At 47.8% G+C, this 18865-nt stretch carries 24 protein-coding genes; 3 read left to right on the top strand and 21 right to left on the bottom strand.

Annotated features, from left to right (window positions below; genetic code table 11):
- Positions 1 to 126: 126 nt before the first annotated feature.
- From EHSB41UT_RS11465 to EHSB41UT_RS11485, 5 genes are all read right to left on the bottom strand, one after another.
- Entirely contained in the window at positions 127 to 2082 is a 1956-nt protein-coding gene (locus EHSB41UT_RS11465; protein WP_087109920.1) for an RING finger protein, read from the bottom strand.
- A 118-nt stretch (positions 2083 to 2200) separates the two neighbouring features.
- Positions 2201 to 2506, bottom strand: coding sequence for a cytochrome o ubiquinol oxidase subunit IV (cyoD, locus tag EHSB41UT_RS11470; RefSeq protein WP_087110585.1), 306 nt, complete (start codon positions 2504 to 2506; stop codon positions 2201 to 2203).
- Between the two features lie 5 nt (positions 2507 to 2511).
- Positions 2512 to 3111 carry a cytochrome c oxidase subunit 3 gene (locus EHSB41UT_RS11475; RefSeq protein ID WP_087109922.1) on the bottom strand — a complete coding sequence of 200 codons (600 nt, stop codon included), beginning with the start codon at positions 3109 to 3111 and terminating at the stop codon, positions 2512 to 2514.
- Positions 3108 to 5108 carry a cbb3-type cytochrome c oxidase subunit I gene (locus tag EHSB41UT_RS11480; RefSeq protein WP_087109924.1) on the bottom strand — a complete coding sequence of 667 codons (2001 nt, stop codon included), beginning with the start codon at positions 5106 to 5108 and terminating at the stop codon, positions 3108 to 3110. Before EHSB41UT_RS11480 ends, EHSB41UT_RS11475 begins: the two co-directional genes overlap by 4 nt.
- Complete coding sequence (locus EHSB41UT_RS11485) at positions 5105 to 6019, bottom strand: COX aromatic rich motif-containing protein (protein ID WP_207626626.1); 915 nt, start codon at positions 6017 to 6019, stop codon at positions 5105 to 5107. The genes EHSB41UT_RS11480 and EHSB41UT_RS11485 overlap by 4 nt, the downstream gene beginning before the upstream one ends.
- 190 nt (positions 6020 to 6209) lie before the next feature.
- On the opposite strand from EHSB41UT_RS11485, the gene EHSB41UT_RS11490 reads away from it, so the two are divergent.
- Positions 6210 to 7571, top strand: a complete 1362-nt coding sequence (locus EHSB41UT_RS11490) for an SPFH domain-containing protein (RefSeq protein ID WP_242667296.1) — start codon at positions 6210 to 6212, stop codon at positions 7569 to 7571.
- Positions 7572 to 7652: 81 nt separating this feature from the next.
- Here EHSB41UT_RS11490 and EHSB41UT_RS11495 read toward each other — a convergent pair whose 3' ends face one another.
- Genes EHSB41UT_RS11495 through EHSB41UT_RS11510 form a run of 4 tightly spaced genes read right to left on the bottom strand, consistent with a single transcriptional unit; the run spans position 7653 to position 9626 of the window.
- A complete protein-coding gene (locus EHSB41UT_RS11495; protein ID WP_087109928.1) occupies positions 7653 to 8084 on the bottom strand; it encodes a hypothetical protein in 432 nt (143 codons plus the stop codon).
- 57 nt (positions 8085 to 8141) lie between these two features.
- Positions 8142 to 8636: a GNAT family N-acetyltransferase gene (locus EHSB41UT_RS11500; protein ID WP_087109930.1), complete on the bottom strand. Its 495-nt coding sequence runs from the start codon at positions 8634 to 8636 to the stop codon at positions 8142 to 8144.
- Complete coding sequence (locus EHSB41UT_RS11505; RefSeq protein WP_087109932.1) at positions 8629 to 9399, bottom strand: hypothetical protein; 771 nt, start codon at positions 9397 to 9399, stop codon at positions 8629 to 8631. The genes EHSB41UT_RS11500 and EHSB41UT_RS11505 overlap by 8 nt, the downstream gene beginning before the upstream one ends.
- Positions 9400 to 9434: 35 nt before the next feature.
- Positions 9435 to 9626 (bottom strand): hypothetical protein, encoded by a 192-nt coding sequence (locus EHSB41UT_RS11510; protein WP_087109934.1) that lies wholly within the window; start codon positions 9624 to 9626, stop codon positions 9435 to 9437.
- 135 nt (positions 9627 to 9761) lie between these two features.
- Here EHSB41UT_RS11510 and EHSB41UT_RS11515 point away from each other — a divergent pair, with 135 nt between their 5' ends.
- Positions 9762 to 10451: a cupin domain-containing protein gene (locus EHSB41UT_RS11515; RefSeq protein ID WP_087109936.1), complete on the top strand. Its 690-nt coding sequence runs from the start codon at positions 9762 to 9764 to the stop codon at positions 10449 to 10451.
- On the opposite strand, the gene EHSB41UT_RS11520 is transcribed toward EHSB41UT_RS11515, so the two are convergent.
- The 12 genes from EHSB41UT_RS11520 to EHSB41UT_RS11575 form a co-directional block, all read right to left on the bottom strand.
- Positions 10439 to 10939, bottom strand: a complete 501-nt coding sequence (locus EHSB41UT_RS11520) for a rod shape-determining protein (protein ID WP_087109938.1) — start codon at positions 10937 to 10939, stop codon at positions 10439 to 10441. The two genes, EHSB41UT_RS11515 and EHSB41UT_RS11520, sit on opposite strands and share 13 nt — an antisense overlap.
- A gap of 30 nt (positions 10940 to 10969) precedes the next feature.
- Positions 10970 to 11188, bottom strand: a complete 219-nt coding sequence (locus EHSB41UT_RS11525; protein WP_087109940.1) for a DUF4177 domain-containing protein — start codon at positions 11186 to 11188, stop codon at positions 10970 to 10972.
- A 13-nt stretch (positions 11189 to 11201) separates the two neighbouring features.
- Positions 11202 to 11456, bottom strand: coding sequence for a hypothetical protein (locus EHSB41UT_RS11530; RefSeq protein WP_087109942.1), 255 nt, complete (start codon positions 11454 to 11456; stop codon positions 11202 to 11204).
- A gap of 38 nt (positions 11457 to 11494) precedes the next feature.
- Positions 11495 to 12205 (bottom strand): esterase/lipase family protein, encoded by a 711-nt coding sequence (locus EHSB41UT_RS11535; RefSeq protein WP_242667297.1) that lies wholly within the window; start codon positions 12203 to 12205, stop codon positions 11495 to 11497.
- Position 12206: 1 nt separating this feature from the next.
- Positions 12207 to 12785 carry a hypothetical protein gene (locus EHSB41UT_RS11540; protein WP_087109943.1) on the bottom strand — a complete coding sequence of 193 codons (579 nt, stop codon included), beginning with the start codon at positions 12783 to 12785 and terminating at the stop codon, positions 12207 to 12209.
- A gap of 26 nt (positions 12786 to 12811) precedes the next feature.
- Positions 12812 to 13480 (bottom strand): HAD family hydrolase, encoded by a 669-nt coding sequence (locus EHSB41UT_RS11545; protein WP_087109945.1) that lies wholly within the window; start codon positions 13478 to 13480, stop codon positions 12812 to 12814.
- Positions 13480 to 13944 (bottom strand): hypothetical protein, encoded by a 465-nt coding sequence (locus EHSB41UT_RS11550; protein ID WP_087109946.1) that lies wholly within the window; start codon positions 13942 to 13944, stop codon positions 13480 to 13482. Before EHSB41UT_RS11550 ends, EHSB41UT_RS11545 begins: the two co-directional genes overlap by 1 nt.
- Positions 13945 to 14105: 161 nt before the next feature.
- Positions 14106 to 14504: a GFA family protein gene (locus tag EHSB41UT_RS25025; protein ID WP_087109948.1), complete on the bottom strand. Its 399-nt coding sequence runs from the start codon at positions 14502 to 14504 to the stop codon at positions 14106 to 14108.
- 122 nt (positions 14505 to 14626) lie between these two features.
- Positions 14627 to 15046 (bottom strand): GFA family protein, encoded by a 420-nt coding sequence (locus EHSB41UT_RS11560; protein WP_087109950.1) that lies wholly within the window; start codon positions 15044 to 15046, stop codon positions 14627 to 14629.
- A 593-nt stretch (positions 15047 to 15639) separates the two neighbouring features.
- Positions 15640 to 16002, bottom strand: a complete 363-nt coding sequence (locus EHSB41UT_RS11565; protein ID WP_087109951.1) for a hypothetical protein — start codon at positions 16000 to 16002, stop codon at positions 15640 to 15642.
- A gap of 129 nt (positions 16003 to 16131) precedes the next feature.
- Positions 16132 to 16416 (bottom strand): MazG nucleotide pyrophosphohydrolase domain-containing protein, encoded by a 285-nt coding sequence (locus EHSB41UT_RS11570; RefSeq protein ID WP_087109953.1) that lies wholly within the window; start codon positions 16414 to 16416, stop codon positions 16132 to 16134.
- A 412-nt stretch (positions 16417 to 16828) separates the two neighbouring features.
- Entirely contained in the window at positions 16829 to 17485 is a 657-nt protein-coding gene (locus tag EHSB41UT_RS11575; RefSeq protein WP_133060482.1) for a TetR/AcrR family transcriptional regulator, read from the bottom strand.
- Positions 17486 to 17713: 228 nt separating this feature from the next.
- Here EHSB41UT_RS11575 and EHSB41UT_RS11580 point away from each other — a divergent pair, with 228 nt between their 5' ends.
- Positions 17714 to 18799: a hypothetical protein gene (locus EHSB41UT_RS11580; protein ID WP_165767230.1), complete on the top strand. Its 1086-nt coding sequence runs from the start codon at positions 17714 to 17716 to the stop codon at positions 18797 to 18799.
- Positions 18800 to 18865 lie beyond the last annotated feature (66 nt).

Here is an 18865-nt window from a genome sequence, read left to right on the forward strand (position 1 = left end):
ATCACTTCTTATTCTTTTACTACAGCATCTTGAAGCTATCACAGGGTTTACGTGAACGTAAACGTACAGATATTAGACTTTGGTCTAATATCTTGTAACCGTGTGAAACAGTCTTGTTTATATTGTTTAAAGTCCGGCTTTAGAGGTCGCTTCGGTCTTTGGTTTTGCGTCAGTCTGTTGATTGTTATCGGATCGATACAGCGCAATAGTGATATCTTCCGTGATATACCCTCTGAACAGGTAGTAGAGATAGCTGCGAATTTTTTCCTGACTCTGCGTGGAAAGAATCATCATCTCTGGATGGGTGTAGGGCACGAAATAATAGTTGGTGACAGCGTGACCGCTGGTATTTTTGGGCTCGCTGGCAATCAGGTAAAAGGTTTCATACTCTGATGACGAGCCAACCCGAACAACAATCCGGGCAATGGTGCGTGGTGCTTCGCTGAACTTTTTAAACAAACCATCAAGAATCTGGTTGTGGCCGGTTTGGATCATTGATACCAGTGAGTCTTCGTGGATCGGAGCACCCGAGGTGGGAAGAAATTCCTGTGTATTAATCTGACCATCAAAGATGCCAACACTTTTTACGTTATTGGCGAAAAATTCAGCCCGAAGTGCTTTGTCGTCTTTGCAGTCCATCTGTCGTTTAGCAACAATTCGGGCCGTTATCTTCGGTAGGTCGTTACGATGAATCTTTAACCCCAGTGAGCTGGCATAGTTCTCATGCAGGCTGGAAAGACTCAGGCTTTTGTTCATAGGAAGAGGGAAGGTATCTATACAGAAGTCCGGAAGCCGGTAGTGAGGGATGTGTTCCGGTTGATCTATAGCGGGATGCTCGCAATCAAATTCCAGAAGTGCTACCTCTTGCGTACTGGTCAGCAATAGGCTGTTGAGTAGATAGAGAGCCAGCTCCCTCGGGCCTCGACCCTGATAACACACCAGATGATTATCGATCTGGGAATTGTTAACCGTAAACAGAAGCTTCAGCGTGCCCGGTTCATTATCCTTTCCCCGGGTTCGATAGAACTGAACCGGCATATTTACCCTGCCATCCTCCATGGTACAGCTGATAATCAGGGAGTGTTCACCAGGTAATCGTTCCAGAGCGGCTGTCAGAGTATCGATCCATGGCTGAATCTGATCATCAAAGCCCAGATTATACATGCGCCCGAACAAAGGCTCTTGGTGCTGCTGAATGTAGAGCCAGAATTCCTGTGCTCCCCGGCTTTGTTGCATGGGCAGACTATCGGGTGGGAAATCGTCGGGAGATGTAGCCTGAATGCCAAGGATGGTTTCCAGTCCATAGATATGTTCTGACAGCAGTGAACGACCACCAATTCCAGGGCCTGTTGCCTCCTGGCGCATCATGTGCGGGCCGCCGGGCATATCGCAGGGGGCCAGGGGAACAGGTCTGATGCGTACCGGTATATCTTGAGGCTGAATTTTCGGGTTTTCGACAATGGTTGGGGATCGATCATGCTCCCCGCTTTCAACAGACTGACTTTCATACTGCGGATGTTGTTCGTAGACAGTGACATTCTGGCCGACACCATAAGCTGCTTTGTGACGACCTGGGTCACTGGAGGGTTCAGCAATCGCTGCTCCTTGCTCGGTTTTTTGGGTTTCTGATTCTGGCTTGGACTTTACGCCTGATGACTTAGGCTGCGGTTCCGGAGAGTCAGCAGGCATCAGTTGGCTCCAGTTGAACTTGGCATACTCCTTCATCAGGGCTGTATCCTTGAAGCAGTAGCCTATAGGACCATCATCATCGCAGCCCGGAACCGGGCACTGGGAACGCGCTTCTATCAAGGTCTCGGCACAGGCTTTATCAAACGTATGGCCGCAGGATATCTGGTAGCAAATGTGCATCAGCCCCCGGCAAAGACCGCAGCGGCGCTTCTCGATCATGGTGTTGTCCGGGGTTGGCAGTGATGGCTCTTCCAGAAGCTGCTTTTCGGCACTGGCAGGTCTCACTAAGGAGCCTGAGGGGCTTGTCGCAGGCCTACCCGTTTTTACCTGCTCAAGAGCAGATTGCAGTGCCGCCAGTGATAGGGGGCCTTCAGAGGACAGTTGTTTATCCATGACCAGACCTGAAAACAATGAATGCAGTTCTTTTGGAGTGGTCGTGGGATAAATGGTTCTTGAAATGCGATCAGGCTCTGCAGTGGTACTGACCGGTTTGTTAGTCCAGCAAGCTACCTCAAACCATTCGCATATTTAGGTCCCACATAATCCATAGGCTGCCGCCGACCATAATCAGAATCAGCACACCGGCAAACAGCAAGGCGCCCAGCCAGATGCGATCCATATGAGATATTCGCAGATGCAAAAAGAACCGCAGATGAACCAGCAACTGGACCAGAGCACAGACGGCAAGCAGGGCAAAGGTCGCGCCGGACTTTAGAGGGTGAGTAATAACCAGCCAGAATGGTGCAATCGTGAGTGCGGCTGCCAGAACCAGGCCGGTGAGGTAGTCCCGCAAAGTGGATTCAGGATAATGGTTCATAGGCATTACCGGATAAATACGGGCAGATAGACCACGGAAAATATCCCGATCCAGATAATATCAAGAAAGTGCCAGAACAGCCCCAGCCGAAACAGGCGGGAGATGACCGGTGCTGTTCGGCCTTCCATGATTAATTGCCCGATCATCACCAGAATCCCAAGCAGCCCGATACTGACATGCAGACCGTGAGTGGCCACCAGGGTAAAAAAGGCGGAGAGATAACCGCTGCGCTGAGGCGTTGCCTGTTGGTTGATCAGATCGACAAACTCTTTGATTTCCAGCCCCAGAAAAGACACACCGAGCAGGCAAGTGACCACCAACCAGAGCACGGCTGTCTGTCGTTTATCGGCTTGTACCGCCAACCAGGCCAAACCAAAGCTGGTGGACGATAGCAGCAGGCAGGTGGTCTCCCAGCCGACATGGGATAGGTCGAACAGCTGTGCAGGTTCAGTGCCACCGGCGGTGTTGGAAAACATCACCACATAGGTAGCGAACAGCAGAGCAAAGATAATGGCATCGGTCATCAGATAGAGCCAGAAGCCCAACTCCCGGTTGGTCAACTCTTCCTGCTGGTGTTCCAGCAGCAGATTTTCGATGCCGGTCATATCGGGTCACCGTCGCCTATAAGGCCTGCTTGAGCAAGTGATGTTTGCCATGGCTTTTCCAAAGATTGAATAAGCTCTGGCTGGTAAATGCTTACCCGCTCTTCCCTTGAACTGCGTACAACTACCAGAGCAATAATGCTGATCAGAGCCAGCAGGGCCAGCCACCAGATATGCCAGACCATGGCAAAGCCCAAAATCCCTCCCGAGACTCCGAGTAACACCCCCATACCGGTATTGGCGGGCAGGATAATGGACGATGGTTGAGTAAATCGATAAGCCATCCGGGTTTGCTTCATCTGCCAAAAGGCATCGCGTTCATCCCCTTTTGGGATGGAGGCAAAGTTATAGGGGGCGGGTGGCGATGAGGTATACCATTCCAGTGTGCGGCCATCCCAGGGATCACCGGTGGTATCCCGGTTCTGTTCTCTTTCACGCACGCTGACCCATAGCTGGATAAAAATGGCACAGAGCCCGGCCAGTACAAAACAGGCACCGATAAAGGCAACAATCAGATAAGGCTGCCATTCGGGAGTTGTGTATTGTTCCAGTCGGCGGGGCATACCCAGCAGTCCTACGAGATACAGGGGCATAAAGGCTAGATAAAACCCGATAGTCCAGAGCCAGAAAATCCACTTGCCCCAACGTTGGTTCAACGTGAAGCCAAAGGCCTTGGGAAACCAGTACTGCATCCCGGCCAGATAACCAAACAGGGCACCGGGAATCAACATATTGTGGAAGTGAGCAACCAGAAAGGTGGTGTTGTGCATCTGGTAGTCCACCGGTGGTATCGCCAGCAGCACACCGGTCATACCTCCAATCACAAAGGTGACAATAAAACCAATGGTAAACAGCAGTGCCGGATGAAAGGTGATCTGCCCCCGAAACAGGGTAAACAGCCAGTCAAAAATTTTTACCCCTGTCGGTACGGCAATCACCATGGTGGCAATACCAAACACCGCATTGACGCTGGCACTGGAACCCATGGTAAAGAAGTGGTGCAGCCAGACGGTAAACGACAACAGAGCAATCACTGCGGTGGCATACACCAGTGAGCGATAGCCAAACAGCGGCTTGCGGGCAAAGGTGGCGGTAACTTCGGAATAGATACCAAAGGCTGGCAGGATCAGGATATACACCTCCGGATGCCCCCAGATCCACAGCAGGTTGGCAAAGTTCATCATATTGCCGCCCAGCTCGTTGGTAAAAAAGTGCATGCCCAGAGTTCGGTCCAGCCCCAGCATCGCGGCGACAACGGTCAGAGCGGGAAAGGCAAAGGCGATCAGCAGACTGGTGCACAGTGTCGTCCAGACAAACAACGGCATCTTCATCAAGGTCATGCCTGGAGCCCGGCAGCGCAGGATGGTGACAATAAAATTAATACCGGTCAGGGTGCTGCCCACGCCACTGACCATCAAAGCCCAGATCCAGTAATCCACACCGACCCCGGGACTGTACTGGATACCGGAATAGGGCGGGTAGCCTGTCCAGCCAGCGGTAGAAAAACGACCGATAACTAATGAAGTGGCGACTAGTCCGGCTCCGGCGGCAGTCAGCCATAAACTGACCGAGTTAAGGAAGGGGAAGGCCACATCCCGTGCGCCTATCTGCAACGGAACGATGATATTGATCAGTCCGGTCAGAAACGGCATGGCCATAAAGAAGATCATAATGGTGCCGTGGGAGGTGAAAATCTGCTCGAAGTGTTCCGGCGGCAGATAGCCTTCGTTGTTCAGGGCTATAGCCTGCTGGGCCCGCATCATAATGGCATCTATAAAGCCACGTACCAGCATGGCCAGCGCTAGTACGATATACATCACCCCGATTTTTTTATGATCGACACTGGTCAGCCATTCCCGCCAAAGCCAAGGCCACAGTCGTTTATAGCTGAGAAACAGCACCGGCAGCAGAACTGCCAGTAATGTGACCACGGCTCCCCCCATAGCCACCCAGCTATAGAATGGAAGGGCTTCAAGGCTTAAGCGACCCAGTAATGTCATAAGGCTCCATTCGCCAAAGCAGTTGAAGGGGCTGAGTAGCGGGCCAGAATATGGTTGAACAGGTCAGTATCGACCGATGAAAAATATTCGACCGGCGCATAGGATTTATTGGGCCTGGCCAGTTGGTGGTAATGCGCGGAGTTGAGCATGGAAGAGGCGTTTCGCACTGTGCCCAGCCAATCCTCGAAAGCCTTATCAGGCAGGGCTTTGGCAGAAAAGTACATCTGTGGAAAGCCGGTGCCGCTGAATTGGGTGTTGCGTCCGGTAAATGTTCCGGGTTGATCAGCTATGAGGTTTAGATGAGTGGTCATGCCGGCCATGGCATAAATCTGGCCGCCCAAGGCTGGAATCATAAAGGAAGTCATCACCGTGTCGGAGGTAATCTCCAAAGCCAGCGGCCGGCTTTGGGGAAAGACCAGTTCGTTGACGGTGGCAATGCCCAGCTCCGGGTAGATAAACAGCCATTTCCAGTCCAGAGCTACGGCTTGAACCGGGAACGGTGTTGTGTCGGTCGAGTGAACAGTAAGAGGTTTATAGGGATCCAGTCGAAAGGTATAGACGACAACCAGATAACCAATCAGCAGGATAATAATGAGTGGCCCACCCCAAACGCCGCACTCAACCAGAGTGGAAGAGCACCAATCCGGCCGGTACTCACCCTTTCCGCCTTTGCGATAGCGGCGGCAACACCAAAGGGTTAGCCCCCAGACCGGAATCAGGACGGTTAGCATAATCGCGATGGCAAACAGCATCAGTTCCCGTTCCGTTGAAGCAACCGGACCTTTGGGGTACAGCAGTGGTGAAGATTGCAGACTGCAGCCGGACAACACCACTAACCCGCACAGCATCATCAACCCGTACAGATGCAGCAGGGGAGCAGACGTCAGCGATCGAATAAAAAGACGAGCCATCTCGGTTTATGGGCGGCAGCGGATTCGCCTAGGAGACTAGATCACATTTTCAGGATTGCACGGCTGTAGAGACGGGCTGAGTGAAATGGTTGGCTATTGAAAGTGGGGGCAACTGTGCATAATCTAACCATGCGTTAAAACGCCTAATAAACGACAAACAAATATAAATAAACAACAGGGAATGACAGAAATGGATGAAGTGATTGAATCGGGGCGGAAGTTCTCGATTAATGGCAAAACTGTCGGCGGCATTATTGCCCTGCTGGTCATAATGTATGTGCTCTCACAGTCGTTTTTCTATGCGGAACCCGGTTATATCTACCATGTCCGCACCGTCACCGGTAATGAAACCGTAGTGACCGAGATTGGCTATAAATTCTATCCCTTCGGTCGTTATAACGCCTGGAAGCGGGCGATGACCGTGCAGGCCGTTTCCGGCTCGCAAAGTTCGATCACTTCTGAAAAGGATGGCAACAGTGCTTCGGCTACACTGCCACCGCTGAGCATTATGTATCTGGATCAGGTGGATGCTCATGCGGAAGCCACTGTACGTTTCTCGATTCCTTCGGATGAAGAGGGTTTCCTGCGTCTGGCCCACGAATACCGTTCTCCGGAAAACCTGCTTCGCACAGCTTTGTTGCCGGCATTCAAAGAGACCCTGCAGGCCAATGCTTCTCTGATGGCTGCAGAAGAGTATTACGCTGGTGGCCGGACGGAGTTCAACTCCGAGTTTGAGAACCAGATGCGCAATGGTATCTATCTGGTGAAGCGGGAAGAGGTAACGGTGAACTCCACCAAGAAGCTATCCGGTACTGCCAATGCCGCATTGGGCACTGATCAGGAAGAGTATGGTGAAGATGCCAAAACCATTTTTGTGGTGAAGAAGGTGCTGGATGAGGCTGGTCTGCCCATGCGCAAAACTCAGCGCTTTACCGATTACGGTATCACTGTCGTTTCTGCACTGGTTACCGATATGAAGCCAAACCAGAAGTTTATCGAGCGGATGCAGCTCAAGCAGAAGGCCTCTGCCGACCGGGCTATTGCCCGAGAGCAGCGGGTGCAGGAAGAAGAGCAGCGTCTGCTGGCAATTGCACGTGGTGAGCGGGAAGTAGCTGAGCGTCAGGCCAAGGCCAAGGTTGAGCAGATTCAGAAAACCACAGAAGCGGAAACTGAAAAGCAACTGGCCATTACCAAGGCAGAAAAGCTGAAGGCAGAAGCTCAGATTCAGAAGGAAACTGCGGAAATTAATCTGGATAAGGCCAAGATTGAAGCCCAGACCCAGCGCACTCTGGCCGATGCCGAAGCCTATCAGAAGAAGGTGATTCTGCAGGCAGATAACGCACTGGCCCAGAAGCTGGATGCGGAAATCAAGATCCAGGAACTGTGGGCTGCGGCTTATGCCAAACGTCAGGTGCCAACCAATGTCTTTGGCGGTAATGGTGGTGATGGCGCTCCGGTGGGCAATGATTATGAAACCAAAGCCTTTATGCAGCTGTTAACGCTGGATGCGGCCAAGCGTCTGAATTATGAGCGTGATCTGGTGAAGCAGTAATTATTGATATAAAAAATCCAAAAAAAGACCGCAGCCTGATTAGGGTGCGGTCTTTTTTTATCTGCCTGAGAGATGGATTGTTTAAACGGCAATCCGGCCATTCAAAGCGCTCAGCAGATTGTCAGCATCATTGGTGCCCAGCATAACCGTAGTCCCATCCTTCAGGGAAAGTTCTACAGCGGTAAGCCCGGAAACATTGTACAGCCAGCCGGTGGATGTCAGCCGAATGCCCAGTCCGTAATACCATTTAGTGCGAACCTTTTTGGCAGCCGTGATATCAGCAAGTGAGATAGACTTCTTCCAGAACCTCGGCCCAAAGAACCAGTTAATTGTGTCGCTGCTGACCTCGATGCTCAGTGAGGCAAACAGGAACATAGCACCAAAACAGATGGCAAAGGCAAACCAGAACAAAGGGGTTGCAGCGTCGCTGAGAGCAGTCGGCGTGATTATAGCGATCACCAGACCAAAAATAACCAGCATTGCCACCCCGATCTGTGTGTGTTTATAGGCCATAGGAACCTCCCTGGTTGGCTGGGTGAATCTTTATATTCTCAATAATAATATGTAATGTCACATATCCCGGAAGCGAACAAAAATATGTTCATCCAGCAGACCTTCCGGTTTGAGAATAGCCTTCTTTAGAATCGCTTCCCGATGATAACCGGCTTTTTCCAGTACGCGCATAGAGGCTGTATTGGGGCTGAAGACACCTGCGGAAAGTTTCTGGATATCCGTGGTAGCAAAAACCTCTTCAGTTAACTGTTGCAGGGCCGTTGCCGCAATCCCTTGCCCCCAGAAAGGTTCACCGAGCCAATAGCCAACAGAAGCCATATGCCGCTGTTCGTGTGTTCTTCTTACCGCAGCAACAGAACCAACAAACTCACCATTATGGAGAATGACTTTGGTAATACCCTGTTTGGAACCTGTGGTAATCCACCACTCGGCATCCGTATCGGTATAAGGGTAAGGGAATATATCCACCAGATAGCGGGAGACTTTGGGGTTATTGGCCAGACGCTGCAAAGTTTGGGCATCGTCGTGAATAAAATCGCGCAGCTCAATCATGATTATTAGACTTCTTATAGGCTGGAAAGCGGGAGGCAATGTTTTGAAATACCTCCCATTCCAGTGTTTTTAACAGCACTGTCAGATGTTGGTCAAACAGATTCGGATCAGCCTGCATGCGCAATATCTGCTCGGGAGTGAGATAAGCACTGAACGCATAGTGTTGCTGAGGGCTGGCCTCCTTTTTCAGGTATTCCTGTGTCTTATATTTTTGCGCGATCAAGGGTGTGGCATAGCCGTAGGCAATGGCCTGCATATCGGTGAATTGCTCATAGCTGCGGACCCACTCCGCCCAAGGGCTATCAGCATGATGGCTTTCATAGGAACGGTAGCGAAACCCCAACAGCAACAGCTCACGGGCGGAGAAGTACAGATAGTGCTGAGCATGGGCCAGCTCATGGGCAATCAGCCCTTGAATGGCCGGTTTGTTTTGACCGGGCTGCAGTTCGGCCATAAAAAGGTCGTAATTAAGGTTGATGATGGCGCCATCAACAGCCAATCGCCAATTCAGCGATGGCAGGGTATTACCCAGCCGTTCCGTCTGTTTCAGTACATATTTCTGGGTGTAGGCACCAATCTGGTAGTCGCGGGTAATATTGTCCTGAACATCAACTAGATAGGCGTAATGACGATTAATCCTGTCGTGCTGTTCGTCGGTAATACGAGCCTGTTGAGTGAGGATAACTGTTCCATTGTCTGGCTCGGTACATCCGGCCAATACGACAAGTGTAAGCAGTGTTAAGTGTCTTTTTATTGATGGCATCGTGGATATCCTTATCCTGATGGCAGTCGCAGATACTAGAACGTCGATTTGATCAGCCAGACAGCACTCGCAATTAATCCCGCCCATGCACAGAGCTTAATCATGGTGGCATTTTCTCCAAAGCGGCCAAATTCAAAATAGGCCAGCAGCGTGCCTTCAATACGACGGGCACCATCCATAAACAGAACCCATAGAAAAAAGAGTATGCTGAAAATGAAAAAAATCATAAGCATTATCCTTTTGATGATGTTGGCCGGCAGGAACCCGGTTGAAGGCCGCTCTGGCGCGCCTTAAATCCAATTTTGCGGTAATATGGATTCTGAGAAAAACGACAAATCCAGATCATAAATCCGAGTTCAGCCATGACCACCCGAATTCATGCCGACTTCAGCCAGCGTGTTGTGATCCGTCCACAAGACTACCAGTGGGTGGACTCTCCCATGCCCGGTGTAGAGAGGATGAAGCTTGACCGTATCGGTGATGAAGTGGGTCGGGCGACTTCTTTGGTTCGGTTTGCCCCGAACAGTCAGTTCTCAGCCCATCGCCATGATGGCGGTGAGGAGTTTCTGGTTCTGGAGGGTGTGTTCTCTGATGAGCACCAGGATTATCCGTCGGGCAGTTATGTGCGTAATCCCATTGGTACCGCCCATACGCCACGTATTGGTGAAAGTGGGGCGACAATTCTGGTGAAGCTTCACCAGTTCCGCCCGGAAGATCAGGAACAGAAGGCGCTGGATACGAACACCGGTGTCTGGCATCAGGGTCTGGTTGATGGACTACGGGTGATGCTTTTACACGACTTTGAAGGGGAGCATGTGGCGCTGGTGGAGTGGGCGCCCAATACCCGCTTTAATCCGCATCGACACTGGGGCGGGGAAGAGATCTTCGTTCTGGAAGGTACCTTTTATGATGAACATGGCGAGTATCCGAAGGGTACCTGGATACGTAGCCCACATCTTAGCCAGCATAAGCCTTTTACCAAAGAGGATGGGGCTCTGATTTTTGTGAAAACCGGGCATCTTCCCTGGGATGAGAAGCGTCAGTCATTTTGACTGGCTTTGATGCGAGCAAAGTCGATCTCGGCCGGGAGAAGTTCTTGACCGGTATAAACGACGGCATCCCGGGCTCCGGCTCCCAGCATCATTTCATGGAACAGCCGGGTTTCCACGGTGGTTAAGCCGCCCTCTAAACGCTCCATAGGCTGGACGATCACGGCTGGTGCCGGTGGCAGAAGCTTATTACCGGATATCTTTCGGATTACGGCCTTCACCAGAGTTTCTGCCTGATGAAAGTCTGCACACAGAATACGTGGATGATTGAAAGGCGACAGCAAAGAGAGAGTGTCGCTTTGTTCATGAGCTTGCGCGGCATAGCCAATGGCTTCGCAGAGTTGTTTACTCTCGTTCTCACCTTTTAAAGCGACAAGGGCTGGTTCATCAAAAGTCAGGCCAGAATCAATATCAACGGCCTTGATACGATCCGTCCAAATCTGGATATAAACGGTCGAGCTAAACAGCTTCTGTAATGCATTCAGGGTCATGGTTGTTATATGAAATTTGTCTGAGAAGGCTTAACTGCGCTTGGCACGTTTGGCGACACCGTTAAATACGGTTGGGCCACCGGGCATGGTAGGATCCATACGGAAATCGAGATCAATGATCTCCCAACCCTGCTGGCCCAGTGCGTTAAGGTAAGCCTCGGCCTGCTCCAGCGTACGACCTTTAAGAAAGCCACCTTTCTCTGCCTGTTCGGAATCGACAATTTTGTATTCCCATATTGTCTTCCACATAGAATCTCCTTCTCTAATTGATTACGAAAATGCTGATATAGAGTGCGACCGTTAAAATCGGCCCGATAATAAATCCAAGTGCCAGGGATTGATTCACGGAGATACTCTCGATTTCTTCTCGAGTGGCAGCCGATTTCTTTTTATTAAACGCGATAAGAAACCATACCACACCAATCATAGGGGCGATAAAGACTGCAAAGGCTAATACCAGTGCCAGCAACATATTGATCAGGGTGCTGGCGAGCAGATAGAGATATTTTTTATTCATGTGACAATCCCGGTCAGCATTTTGAATGGTTCGCGATGTTATCGGTTATTATGCTGAAACCGGCCTTCAGCCAGAAAGTGAATCACATTATCAATCACGGCTGGATTACTCATCATAAACGTATGCGTCACCGGCAGGGTGATATGATCCTTCATGCCCTCAAGCCGGGTATTCTCGACCGTGACCTTGCCATCATCTTCGCCCGGCAGAATGGTGGAGAGTATCAGGTTGATACTGCGTGAACCGGCAATAACACCTAGCTCAAAATTCGCTGGCCCGAGTGTATTGGGGACACTCAGTACACCTGTACCCAGTTGCAGACCGGCCGGGCCATTAATCAGGGTAAACCCGGGTACGTTGCCAAGAGAGTCCACCACTTCGCTGCCCTGGTTGGGAGGCCCGAGCATCACCACCCGCCCAAGGTGATCAATGGTCTTCTCCTGCAGATACTGACGAACCAGAATGCCGCCCATAGAATGGGTGACAAAATGCACCCGACTGGCTTTAGGGCATTGTCCAAGGGCTTTATCAATGGTGGGAACCGCCAGCTCTTCGATCGTGTGTCGGGTTGAGGGGTAACCCATATTTACGGTCGCATAGCCCTGTTCCTGTAGGGCGCCTTCAGTACGGGAGAGGGAGCTTTCACTACGCGCCAGCCCATGCAGCAAAATGACACAGTCCTGAGCTGTAGCTGAGGCTGAAAGCAGGGCTAGCAGAATGGGGGTGAGCAGGCGATGGAGTATCTTCATTTTAACGGGAGAGGTGCAACGTCTGGCTGTTAACAAAAACACCATTAGCGTATTCATCAATATTTACCACCAGGGTGTCGCCTTTCAGGGAAAGGTCCAATACCCGTTCAACCAGTCGCGAGCCTGCTCCGACTTTTTGTCGAATTTTATTACTGGAAAATATTGAGGCTTTTGAGGTGTTCAGAGAAAAGATGTTATCTCGCAGAAGAGGTTCCAGCTTATCGCCTCCGGAGGTTTTTGACGTAGCCATTTTTTTCTGAATCCGGGCTACAACCAGCGAGTTGTTTTTGCTGGAAAAGCTGGCCTTAACCGTACCTCGGTCAACCTCTCTTTTAGGGCGTTTATCGGACCCCGTGCAACTGGTTTCAATAATTTTTCCTGACCAATTACCTTTGATGGCTTTATTAATGGCTTTGATATTATTTTTGTTTCTTATGCTGACTTTCAGATTATTATCCAGTTCAAAGTACTGCTCTCCGGTTTTCCTAAAGTCAGATGACTTGCTGTAACAGGCGATATTACTGGCCCATGTGGTTTGAGACGCAAGAATAAGAGCTGCTGTAAGAGCGAGTTTTTTCATTATTATTATTCCCTTAACTGTTTTTATTATCCGGGCATTATTATCAGCCTTTTCAACAGAGCAAACAGTTGCTTGTGCGACGTGCTGTATCGGGCTGCGGTGCAATCAGGTGGATGGTTATAAACCAGCAGGCTATCGAGGCCGTAGTTATTTGCGCCTTGGATATCGGCAATCTCACTGTCCCCAACGACCAGTGTCGTAGACGGTTCTGCTCCTACGCTTTTTATTGCTTGTTCAAAAGCCAGAGGGCTGGGTTTTCTGTAGCCAATGGCACAGGACCAGATCGCCCGATCGAAAAACTTTAAAATACCGCGATGTGCCAGATCGTTCCAGAATACTTCTTCCGGGCCTGTAGCATTGGAGAGTAATACCAGAGTCACGCCTTGATCTTTCAGAGAAGAAAGCATGGCTTTTGTGTCGCGGTAGAGTGTTCCAGAGGCGCAGAAATGCTGAAGGTGCGCTATGCCAATGGCCTGTGTAAATGGTTCATCAAACTTCTTAAAAGCCTGTTCCCAGACCTCCAGCCAATCTGGCTGTTCTTTCTGATCTGGGGTATAGAGCCGAAGGATTTGTGCATCCAGCTCTTCGCCAATGGTTCTGGCGTTCCTTGAAGGAAGAATGGCTTCAAGGGAGGCGGTTAAGGAACCAACCTGACACAGTGTGTTGCCGTAATCAAAGATAATAGTTTGATACATCAGGGTATAAACGAACCGAGATTGTTTTTGGCAAGTGGAGTTATTTGGATATTAGGTTTTTGTTTCTCTAACTGATCAATGATTTCCCGAACAAAAATTCTCTGGCTATTGCTGAAAAATATCTCGTGCATATAGGGATATTCACCCTCGAACACAAGAATGTTCTTGTTGTAATGAACTTTAATGACTCGATCTAAATCAACCTGCGGGCAGTTATTCTGTCGGCAGTCTCCATAGCGGATAATGTTCCCTTGCCATTCAAAAATAGGGAATTCCTGCGACCGGCTGCGGATATAAAAAATTAATATGAGTAGCGCAGTAAAGCCAAGAGAGGTCAGGAGCAGCCCAGTGAAGGTTAATTCATCTATGCGACTAAGCTGAATTGCTAACGCTACACAGGCTAAGAAATTAACATAGCGAAATGACACTTTTTGCTGCGGTAGGGTGGTATCGGTGATGATCATTGTTGAAAGTTCAACTCTGTTATTTTGATTAATATTTTAGGTCTTGCACGCAGTATTTCTCATATCCACGCTACCGCTGATCAGTTGCACAATACCCAAGGCAACTAACTTTGATTTTCGATTGTGAAAATAATTATTCCGAGATTTATAGATGGGTTGGTTTATGGATTGATTTCTGGGATGTCTTTGGGGAGCTCTACCCAGTCGACCTTGTTGTTTGTATAGACTTGAATATTTGTTTTTAATCGTGGTGACTCGGTTATATTGCCACGAGATACGTATGTATGGTTCGGGAATTTTTTATTATTTACTGCGTGGATAGTTGATCCGCATTTCTTACAAAAACATTTTGAGAAGTGTTCAGTTGCATTATATGTATGTAAATGTTCTGCTCCGGAGATAATGCTGTAATCTGATGATTTGAAAATCACCCATGGACTATAGTCGGCACCATTCATTGCTCTGCATGTATTGCAGTGACAATTTAAAACGATAAAAGGCTTAGCCGATGCTTTCCACTCAATGCTGCCACATGAGCACTTTCCACGAGTCTCCATCATAGTTTTTATTACCGTTGTGATGATGTTTAATATGCGCTAGGTCTATAGCGTGCAAACCTTAATAAGTTGCGCTTCAGGTATCGCTTTGATTTATTTTTTTTGGTGCAAGCTGTTTATGCATGTCAGCTTTTGTTGCGTGATGGCTCATAGCTTTCGTAGCGCGGTAAGTCTGAATCTAGATCGTCCCAAGAAGCTTTGGATGTGACAAAGTTATGTGATATTGGACGCTCATTAATTTCAGAGTCCAGTATGCCGAGTCGAATTCTATATTTATTGGGGTTTCCCGAATTTGAACTGAACACTGGCGAACCACAATTTTTACAGAAATACCGTCTTTTTCCAGAAACTCTCTCATAAAACTCGAGTTGCTTATCTTTATCGAGGATTACAAAGTCTTCAGTATTTATAAATCCATTTGTCGCATAAGCTGTACCAGTGGCCTTACGGCATAGTGAACAATGGCAGTGTATTATATCTGTGATATGGCCATTCAGTTCAATTTGAATAGAGCCACATAAGCAGCTTCCTTTATATTTATTCATTTTATTTATTTTTCGAATTTGTTTAGTTGGAGGTAAATGTTGACGCTGATGATTTGTGGCATCTAACTCGTCCCACGATCGAGCTGAGAAATACCATGATCACTTGTTAGGTGCTGATCCACACAAAAAGCAATAATAATATAGCTACTGCCAAATAGGGTATTGGTGAAATGTACCATTTAATCGGTGTGTTACGTGAGCTTATAACTCGCTCTCTTATTTTTTCTCTGGTTCCTTTATCAGGGAAAGCTATGTTTGGAAACAATAGGCAAAACAAAGAAAAAACAAGAAGGGTGATGCCAAATGAATAATCCAGATACGTCAATATCATTCCTAGAACAAGAATAAATGTTAATGCTTTTTTATCTGAGATCTTCATAAATAACATTGTATTTTGTTTATTTATGTATCTAGTAATGGTAAAAGTATTGGATTCTTATTGCTACTCGGTTCAATTAACTCAGTTGCTAAAGTTTTGTATGGTGCCTGACGCTTGGTTCAGGTTTCGTCATTTGGATTTTTTGTTGGGTGTCTCTGAACTTGATAATGGCATCCTGATTTTAGGATTCTTTAATAAAATATTTTTAAAAAATCTATCGCTTTGGTATGGCTACTACTTGTTGATTGTCTTCATAGATTATTTTTCCAGGTTTATCTGAGTTGTTTTCACAAACCTCAAGACCACAAGCTTGTAAAATTGGTATGATGACTCTTACTTTTTTGATTGCTTCAATTGCTGTATTTTTGAACCAGTAGACGCTATTCTTATTTTCACCTAGCTCAAAGATTACAGGTGTAATTAGATGTTTTTGAAACCAATTTAAACAGTCATCAAATGATTTTTTAAATTCAATTGGAATTTCGTCGTCTTTTTTTAATTTAAATGCTGCGCCCAAAACACCCTGATCTACTCCAGAGTTTTTATTTTTATAATTTACTGTAAATCGAGTATACATAAATGCACCTGATGATATTTGAACAGCTAATGCCGCGCACAGTGGCTGGCGAAGCTGGCGGTTTTTGTGCGAATAGCACAAAAAGTGACAGGTTTGACAGTCCGTTGCTGCGCCTTGTTAAGTGCATTTTTACCTGCTGTATTTTACCTTATTGAGTTTATCTTTAAGGATATATGTCTCTTCTAGATCAATATCGTGAACGTTAGCCAGAGCACATACATAATATAAAATATCATTGAGTTCTTCAGCGATCGAACCCTTAATATTGAACTCTGTAGGCTGGCCTGACTTTTCCTTTCTAATTGCTTCGGAAAGCTCGCCTACCTCTTCGATCAGTTTCATGAAATATCCCGGCTTGTTTTCGAGATTAAAATCATGTTCCTTAATGGTCTCTTGTATTTCAGATAATTTCATTCACATTCTCGATGTATGCGTGCACTTAACAGTTGCTTATATGGCGTTCAGTATCGAATTGGGATGCACGTAAACTAGCAGTCTATCAAGACAGTAATGATTTTCACTCTGAATACCCGCCACATCAGTACCCCAGCTACCAGTGTATAAAATGTTACCCACGCTACCGCCGGTCAGTTGCACAGTACACCAGGCAGCCAACTTTGATTTTCGATTCTAAGAAATAATTATGCCGAGATTTGTAGGGGTATGTAAGGGGTTACGGTAAAACCAATCTCTGCTGTCTCAACGTGAATTGGTGAAAAATTATGCTTTATCAAGCTGATACTCATAGGGGATTCTATTTTCAGGTTTATTTATCGTGTGTCATAACCACGACCTTAGTACGTGGTTATGAAAGGTTATAAATGTACTATTCATCATGGTCAGGGAGGTAGTTTTGCATAACGCCGTGAATAGCCTGGTTAAACCATGTAAAGGCCTGTTCCGGGGAGCAGTTGGTATCGATAAGCATTGCTTCCAAACAATCACTCTGCATATACAGAAAGTAAGCCAGATGGTGACGGGTCTCGTCATCAATATGTACACCAACCCGGTATAGCAAGCTGGAAAGGGTGCTGACAATAATATCCCCATGCTCTTGCTCAATTTCCGTTAATTCCGGGTAAAGCGCCATACCTTTCTTCAGTTCATCCTGAAAACGGCTGTCGAGTTCAGAATGGAGTTCAGCCTGAAAAATAGCAGGCAATAGCTCTGCGGCTACCTCATAGAAATTACGACCATTGGTCTCGTCCGTATCAAACCCGACGACAACGTCCCGAACACCCTTCAGCCAGCGTAAATACAGTTCGTTAAGAATGGACTGTTTGTTGGGGAAGTATTGGTAAATTGACCCAATCGACATACCTGAGCGTCTGGCAATATGGTTGGTCGTTAATTGCTCCAAACCTTGCTCAGTCAATATCAAACGCGCTTCATCAAGGATGCGCTCGACCTTTTCCTGTGAGCGTTTTTGGCGGGGTGACTTTCTTATCGCCACAGTGCGCATATTGGTAGTTTCTGTCGACAATTGACTCTCTCCGTAGAGCGCTTAGCTGTTCTAATGCGAAATAAAACATTTTTACCGTCCAAAAGACAAATGTGAGTTGTGGCTCGCATATTGACCCGTTCAATATTTTGCACATAAGATATGTGAGCTTAAGCTCGTGTTTTGATGTTGCCGGTTTCACCTGAACCGGTTCTTGGGCTGGCAATGAATAAAAATAAAAAACATAAAAATAACAATGGATCCCTCACAATGATTAAGCACACATCCGCATCGCTGGCTGCCGTTATCGCCGCTTGCTCCGGCCTTGCCCAGGCTGGTGGTTTTGAAGGTGACTCACTGCCAATCGACCAGCTTTTTGTTGAGGGGAATAACCTCAATATTTCTGGTGCCTATGTTAAGGCCTACGACACGGGGCGTTACGCTGATGCTCTTGGTGGAGGGAATGCCGGCAAGCCTTACGATAATTTTGTGGTTCCAAGGATGAGCTATAAGCACCAGTGGGATGAAAACTGGTCCTCTGCTGTGATGTATAACCAGCCTTATTTGCTAAAGGCTGACTACAAACAAGGCGCTTATGCTGGCCAGAAGGGTGAAATCAATAGCGATCAGTTGACATTTTTGGCCCGGTATCAGATGGAAAATGATATATCCGTTTACGGTGGTATCCGTATGCTGAAAACGGATGTGTCTGGTGAACTTCCTTCAACGCTTGTTCCTGGCGGTTACTCCCTCAAACTCTCAGATACGACAGACTATGGCTATGTTCTGGGGGCTGCATATCAAATTCCTAATATAGCCTTGCTCGCTTCCTTAACTTACACCACAGCAATCAAGCAAAAATTCAGCACTACAGAAACCAGTATTCTGGGAACGGCACAATCCAAAACAACCATTGAAATGCCGAAATCCGTGACCTTGGATTTTGAAACCGGAGTGGCTGCCGATACCTTGCTGTTTGCTTCCATTCGCTGGGTGGAATGGAAGGAATCAGTGATTGCACCAGAGCAGTATCAAATGCTTTTTGGTGAGCCGCTGAACAGCCACAAGAAAAATATATTTACCTATACTCTGGGGCTTGGTCATCAGTTGGATGAAAACTGGAGCCTGGCGGCTCTTGCCAGTTATGAAGGGAAAGACGGTGGCGGTGTAACAGCCCTGGCGACTACTGATGGCTATAAGAGCCTTGGTGGAATTGTCAGCTACAGCACTGGCCCTGTGACGTTAAGTGCGGGTCTGGATTATTACGTGGCGTATGGGGGTACCGATGAGCTGGGTACCCGCTTCAAAGACGAAAAAGGCGTCACCGGTCTGTTTTCGCTTGATTACAACTTTTAAATCATAGCCCGTGGGCCTCATTATCAATGGGGCCCGCAGCCTTTGTCATGATAAGAGTGAACAAAA

This window comes from Parendozoicomonas haliclonae (genome assembly GCF_900174585.1).
GTDB lineage: Bacteria > Pseudomonadota > Gammaproteobacteria > Pseudomonadales > Endozoicomonadaceae > Sansalvadorimonas > Sansalvadorimonas haliclonae.